This window comes from Gracilibacillus oryzae, from assembly GCF_009498735.1.
In the GTDB taxonomy this organism is placed as follows: Bacteria; Bacillota; Bacilli; order Bacillales; family Amphibacillaceae; genus Gracilibacillus; species Gracilibacillus oryzae.
This window is the reverse complement of record NZ_ML762441.1, coordinates 21,027-27,874: the sequence shown is the minus strand read 5'-3', so window position 1 is coordinate 27,874 and position 6,848 is coordinate 21,027. Positions and strand designations below refer to the sequence as shown.

The window sequence follows — 6,848 nt, the reverse complement described above, 5'->3', positions numbered from 1 at the left end:
TTCATTAAGATCATTGAATACCATTCCCTCTCCAATGGCACCTTCTCGTTCCATTGTTAAGTAATAGTTTCCTAATACCATATCCTGTGACGGTGTAACAACCGGTTTACCATCTTTAGGATTCAGGATGTTCTGTGCTGCTAACATCAGGATACGCGCTTCTGCTTGTGCCTCTGCTGATAATGGAACGTGAACCGCCATTTGGTCCCCGTCAAAGTCGGCGTTATAGGCAGTACATACTAGCGGGTGTAAACGGATCGCACGGCCTTCTACCAGAGTTGGCTCAAATGCTTGGATACCCAGTCTGTGCAATGTCGGTGCGCGGTTAAGCAAGACCGGATGCTCTTTAATTACATCTTCTAATACATCCCAAACTTCTGCATGTAATCTTTCAATTTTCCGTTTTGCTGATTTAATATTGTGAGCTAATCCTCGTTCTACTAGCTCCTTCATAATAAATGGCTTGAATAATTCAACTGCCATCTCTTTAGGTAGACCACACTGATACATTTTTAAATGTGGTCCAACAACGATAACCGAACGACCTGAATAGTCAACACGTTTACCTAGTAAGTTTTGACGGAAACGACCTTGTTTACCTTTCAGCATGTGTGAAAGTGATTTTAATGGTCGATTACCAGGCCCTGTTACAGGACGGCCACGACGACCATTATCAATCAATGCATCTACTGCTTCCTGCAGCATACGTTTTTCGTTTTGAACAATAATGCTAGGCGCGCCAAGATCAAGCAGGCGTTTCAGACGGTTATTACGGTTAATCACACGACGATATAAGTCATTCAAATCAGAGGTAGCGAAACGGCCACCATCTAATTGAACCATCGGGCGTAATTCAGGCGGGATGATTGGTAATACATCCATAATCATCCAGCTCGGCTCATTTCCTGAGTTCCGGAAAGCTTCCAATACTTCCAGACGCTTGATTGCACGGGTTCTTCTTTGCCCCTGTGCAGATTTCAGCTCTTCACGAAGTAATTCCACTTCTTTTTCCAGGTCAATATCTTGTAAGATTTTCTTAATCGCTTCAGCACCCATTTGGGCTTTAAAAGTATTTCCGTATTTATCGCGATATGCTCTGTACTCTTTCTCAGAAAGCAACTGTTTCTTTTCTAATGCTGTATCTCCTGCATCTGTCACAATGTATGCAGCAAAATAAATTACTTCTTCTAATGCACGTGGTGACATATCCAATACAAGACCCATACGGCTAGGAATTCCTTTGAAATACCAAATGTGTGAAACTGGTGCGGCAAGCTCAATATGCCCCATTCGTTCACGACGTACTTTTGCTTTCGTTACTTCTACACCACAGCGGTCACAAACGACACCTTTGTAACGCACACGTTTGTACTTCCCGCAATGGCATTCCCAGTCTTTCTGCGGGCCAAAAATCCGTTCACAAAACAAACCATCTTTCTCTGGTTTAAGTGTACGGTAATTAATGGTTTCCGGCTTCTTCACTTCACCAAATGACCATGATCTGATTTTATTTGGTGATGCCAATCCTATCTTCATATACTCAAAATTATTTACATCTAACAAGGGGTCAACCTCCCTTTTAATCTTCCGGATTTTCTATATTGCATGAGAAGGAAATACAGTTCCCTGACTGATACGCCATGTGTAATTAGTCAGGAAAAACCGCATCTCCCCTTCCAAATCAATCAACTAGTAGTTTCTTCAATTTCCAGATTGAAATTATCTGCTGAGTGGACATCGTCATCGTCATCGTCGCGAAGTTCAATTTCTTGTTCATCGCCTGATAACATCTTAACGTCCATTCCTAAACTCTGAAGCTCTTTGATCAATACTTTAAATGATTCTGGGATGCCCGGTTCTGGGACATTGTCACCTTTTACGATCGCTTCGTATGTTTTTACACGTCCTACTGTATCATCTGATTTTACTGTCAGAATCTCTTGCAGTGTGTATGCAGCACCATATGCCTCAAGCGCCCATACCTCCATCTCACCAAAACGTTGACCACCAAATTGAGCCTTACCACCCAATGGCTGCTGTGTAACTAGTGAGTATGGACCTGTTGAACGTGCGTGCAGCTTATCATCAACCATGTGCGCAAGTTTAATCATATACATAACACCTACAGAGACACGGTTATCAAACGGCTCACCTGTTCTGCCATCATAAAGAATCGTTTTAGCATCTCTGGCTAATCCCGCTTCTTCAAGTGTTTCCCAAACATCTTCTTCTCTGGCACCATCAAATACTGGTGATGCAACATGAATACCCAGCTGTCTTGCCGCCATACCTAAATGGAGCTCTAACACTTGCCCGATGTTCATACGGGAAGGTACCCCTAATGGGTTTAACATGATATCTATCGGTGTACCATCAGGCAGGAATGGCATATCCTCTTCCGGCAATATTTTTGAGATAACCCCTTTATTACCGTGACGACCGGCCATCTTATCACCTTCGTGAATTTTACGTTTCTGAACAATATACACACGAACAAGCTGGTTTACACCTGGAGGCAATTCATCACCGTCTGAACGGTTGAAGATCTTAACATCCAGAACAATACCGCCGGCACCGTGAGGTACACGAAGGGACGTATCACGAACTTCCCTGGCCTTCTCACCAAAGATCGCATGCAATAAACGCTCTTCTGCTGATAATTCTGTTACCCCTTTTGGTGTAACTTTACCAACGAGAAGATCTCCATCCTCTACTTCTGCCCCAACACGGATAATGCCACGCTCATCTAAATCACGTAATGCGTCTTCCCCTACGTTGGGAATATCACGAGTAATTTCTTCAGGTCCTAACTTCGTATCACGGGCTTCTGATTCATATTCCTCAATATGGATAGAAGTGTAAACATCATCTTTAACAAGGCGCTCACTCATGATGATGGCATCCTCATAGTTGTACCCTTCCCATGTCATGAAACCAACTAATACGTTTTGACCTAGAGCTAACTCTCCATCTTCCATTGAAGGGCCATCGGCAAGAATCTCACCTTTTGTAACACGATTGCCTTTTGCAACAATCGGGCGCTGGTTATAGCAGGTTCCTGAGTTTGAACGAATGAATTTCTGCAGACGATAACGGTCTAAGTCTCCTTCGACCTCTCTTCCGTCTACTTCAGAGATACGGCGGACCAGTACCTCTTTCGCCTCTACTCTTTCTACAATCCCTTCATGTTTACAGATAACAGCTGCACCAGAGTCCTTCCCTGACACATATTCCATACCTGTACCAACAATCGGAGATCGCGGCTGCATCAACGGTACTGCTTGACGCTGCATGTTCGCACCCATCAGGGCGCGGTTGGAGTCATCGTTTTCCAAGAAAGGAATACAAGCGGTCGCAGCAGACACTACTTGTTTAGGCGATACATCCATGTAATCGATTTTTTCACGTTTAACAATGGTGTTTTCACCACGGAAACGAGCAATAACTTCATCATCAGCAAATGTTCCATCTTCATTTAGCTTCGCATTTGCCTGTGCTACAACATAATTATCCTCTTCATCTGCTGTTAAATAATCCATTCTTGAAGTGACCTTACCTGTTTCAGGGTCTACTCTTCTATATGGAGTCTCTATGAAACCAAATTTATTAACTTTTGCATATGATGATAGGGAGTTGATCAAACCGATATTCGGTCCCTCAGGTGTTTCAATCGGGCACATACGTCCATAGTGTGAATAGTGAACGTCACGCACTTCAAATCCTGCACGCTCACGCGTTAAACCACCAGGCCCTAATGCAGATAGACGTCTCTTATGTGTTAACTCTGCTAATGGATTGGTTTGATCCATAAACTGTGATAACTGCGAGCTGCCGAAGAACTCTTTAATCGACGCAATTACTGGTCGGATGTTAATCAACTGTTGTGGTGTGATGGAAGATGTATCCTGAATAGACATTCTCTCACGAACCACACGTTCCATTCTTGATAAACCTATTCTGAACTGGTTCTGTAACAATTCACCAACAGAACGCAGACGACGGTTACCTAAGTGGTCAATATCATCAGTTTCTCCAACCTGGTGTAAAATATTGAAGAAGTAGCTTATAGCAGATAATATATCAGCAGGAGTAATGTTTTTAATTGAATTATCAACATTACAATTACCGATTACTGTTAATGTCTTTTCTCCTTCTGGGTCAGTCGGATCTATTATTTTGATTGACTGGATTCTCATCGGCTCTTCCAGAACACCTTCGTGAGGCTCGAGCATTTTCTCACCGAAAGGCTTATCCTCAGAGTTGAGAATCGGCAATATTTTATCAAGCAGGCGTCTGTCTAATTTATCGCCTTTATTAGCGATCACTTCACCAGTCTCTGTATCAACAATTGGTTCTGCCAATACCTGGTTAAACAACCGGTTTTGTATATGAAGTTTCTTATTGATTTTATAACGTCCTACATGTGCCAGATCATAACGCTTAGGATCAAAGAATCTTGACACAAGTAAGCTTTTTGCGTTTTCAACTGTTGGCGGTTCACCAGGGCGTAAACGCTCATATATCTCTAACAAAGCTTTTTCGCTTGTTTCTGTATTGTCTTTTTCCAGTGTATTTCTTAAGTATTCATTGTCACCTAACAGATAGATGATTTCCTGGTCATCACTGAACCCTAATGCTCTTAGTAAAACAGTGATAGGCAGCTTTCTTGTCCTGTCAATTCGAACATGCACTACATCTTTGGCATCTGTTTCAAATTCTAACCAGGCACCTCTATTCGGGATGACAGTCGCAGCATAACCACGTTTACCATTCTTATCTACTTTCGCGTTATAATACACACTTGGCGAACGCACAAGCTGTGATACAATAACACGTTCTGCACCATTAATAACAAAAGTTCCAGTTTCTGTCATGAGCGGGAAATCACCCATGAAAACTTCTTGTTCTTTCACTTCGCCTGTTTCATTATTAATTAAACGAACTTTCACACGAAGAGGCGCATTGTATGTTACATCTCTTTCTTTTGACTCGTCTACAGGGTACTTTGGTTCTCCTAAACTGTAATCCACAAACTCTAATGAAAGGTTTCCAGCGAAATCTTCAATTGGGGAGATATCCTGGAACATTTCTTTCAGCCCTTCATCTAAGAACCACTGATAGGAATCTGTCTGAATCTCAATTAAATTCGGTAACTCTAATACCTCACTGATACGCGCATAACTTCTTCGTTGGCGGTGCCGTCCGTACTGAACTAGTTGACCTGTCAACTGATTCACCTCTCGATCAATAATAAAAGATATTCGCCAATTAATATGGCAATAAATGAAACCACACTTACCATTTATACATCGCTGACTATAGGTGATTGACATTTTCGCTATAGAACGTATAATTTAGTAAGTGTCATACATAAGATTCGGCTTTCACAAACCGAACAAACCTGTGAGTTTTACACAAGTTTTATATTGACATCTGTAATAACAGATGTTATTCAATTACTCATAAAATCTGTGGAAATAAATAAGGAATCAAAAAGGTTGTTTGTAGATAACTCTATTAGCTAATATAATGCCATAATTTCCAATAAGTATAATGCAACATATTGAGTAGTTTTCCCAATTCAGAAAAAAATTATACTAATTAAAAAAATTATACTTGACAAACTTTCGTCCTATTGGCATTTTTCAATACTACCACAATAAAGATTTGTAGTCAAACTATTTCGCTTTAAAAATAAAATAACCTTTCTGCTTTGCCACAACTTCAACAGCGGAAAATAGTTCATCCAATTTCTTTTGAGCTGATGGAGCACCCTGTTTTTTCTGTATCACAACCCATAGCTCTCCACCCTCAAGTAATGCTTGTTGTGACTCTTCCAACATTTCATGAACAACTTTCTTCCCTGCACGTATAGGTGGATTCGTAAGTATTGCAGCAAACTTCTTCCCATCTAACTTTTCAAATTTATCACTCTCGATAAATGTAACATTACCCGCACCATTCTGTCTGGCATTCTCGTTCGCCAATTCCACCGCTCTAAGGTTGACATCAACACCGAGAACTTCATAATCTTCATTTTCCTTCGCAACTGCGATTCCAACAGGGCCATACCCACAACCTAAGTCCAGAATGGGACCATTAATTTCGGGTGGGATAAATGCTTCAATCATTGTCTTTGATCCAAAGTCAACTTCATTTTTAGAGAAAACCCCGTTATCTGTTGTAAATTTGTATTGCCTGTCATTCAACGTATATGACCACGTTTTCCGATCGCTTGCGACATTAGGATTTTTAGTGAAATATTGATCAGTCAATGTGCAACCACCTTTCCTATTGTAAAAAGACAATTATCATTGATTTAATAAGTATTCAGCACCAGCAATAATGCCATATGTTATAGTTTCAGTATTGCATCAAAGTGTTTTTATTATAACTTCTCTGTTTATAGAAAAAGAAAAGCCCGCCTTCATCAAGCGAGCTTCTCTGACAATTGTTTCTTATTTTAATTCTACAGAAGCACCAGCTTCTTCTAATTTAGCTTTCATTTCTTCAGCTTCATCTTTAGATACGCCTTCTTTGATAGCTCCAGGTGCGTTATCTACTAGATCTTTTGCATCTTTAAGACCAAGACCAGTGATTTCACGAACAGCTTTAACAACTTTGATTTTTGATGCTCCAGCACTTTCAAGTACTACATCAAATTCAGTTTTCTCTTCTGCTGCTTCTCCAGCACCAGCACCTGCTACTGCTACTGGCGCAGCTGCAGTTACACCAAATTCTTCTTCGATTGCTTTTACTAAATCATTTAAATCAAGAACAGACATTTCTTTGATAGCTTCAATAATTTGCTCTTTAGACATGTTCAATTCCTCCTAATTTTTTATTAT

General features: G+C 40.7%; 3 protein-coding genes and 1 pseudogene. All 4 read right to left on the bottom strand.

Annotated features, from left to right (window positions below; genetic code table 11):
* Positions 1-1,536: pseudogene (gene rpoC / locus F9U64_RS23135) on the bottom strand (DNA-directed RNA polymerase subunit beta'); the annotation flags it as partial.
* 149 nt (positions 1,537-1,685) lie between these two features.
* Positions 1,686-5,228 (bottom strand): DNA-directed RNA polymerase subunit beta, encoded by a 3,543-nt coding sequence (gene rpoB / locus F9U64_RS17070; protein WP_153406122.1) that lies wholly within the window; start codon positions 5,226-5,228, stop codon positions 1,686-1,688.
* Between the two features lie 450 nt (positions 5,229-5,678).
* Positions 5,679-6,275 carry a class I SAM-dependent methyltransferase gene (locus F9U64_RS17065; protein WP_153406121.1) on the bottom strand — a complete coding sequence of 199 codons (597 nt, stop codon included), beginning with the start codon at positions 6,273-6,275 and terminating at the stop codon, positions 5,679-5,681.
* Between the two features lie 183 nt (positions 6,276-6,458).
* The gene (rplL, locus tag F9U64_RS17060; protein ID WP_153406120.1) at positions 6,459-6,821 is read right to left on the bottom strand and encodes a 50S ribosomal protein L7/L12; all 363 of its coding nucleotides are present in this window, start codon (positions 6,819-6,821) and stop codon (positions 6,459-6,461) included.
* Between the last annotated feature and the right edge of the window lie 27 nt (positions 6,822-6,848).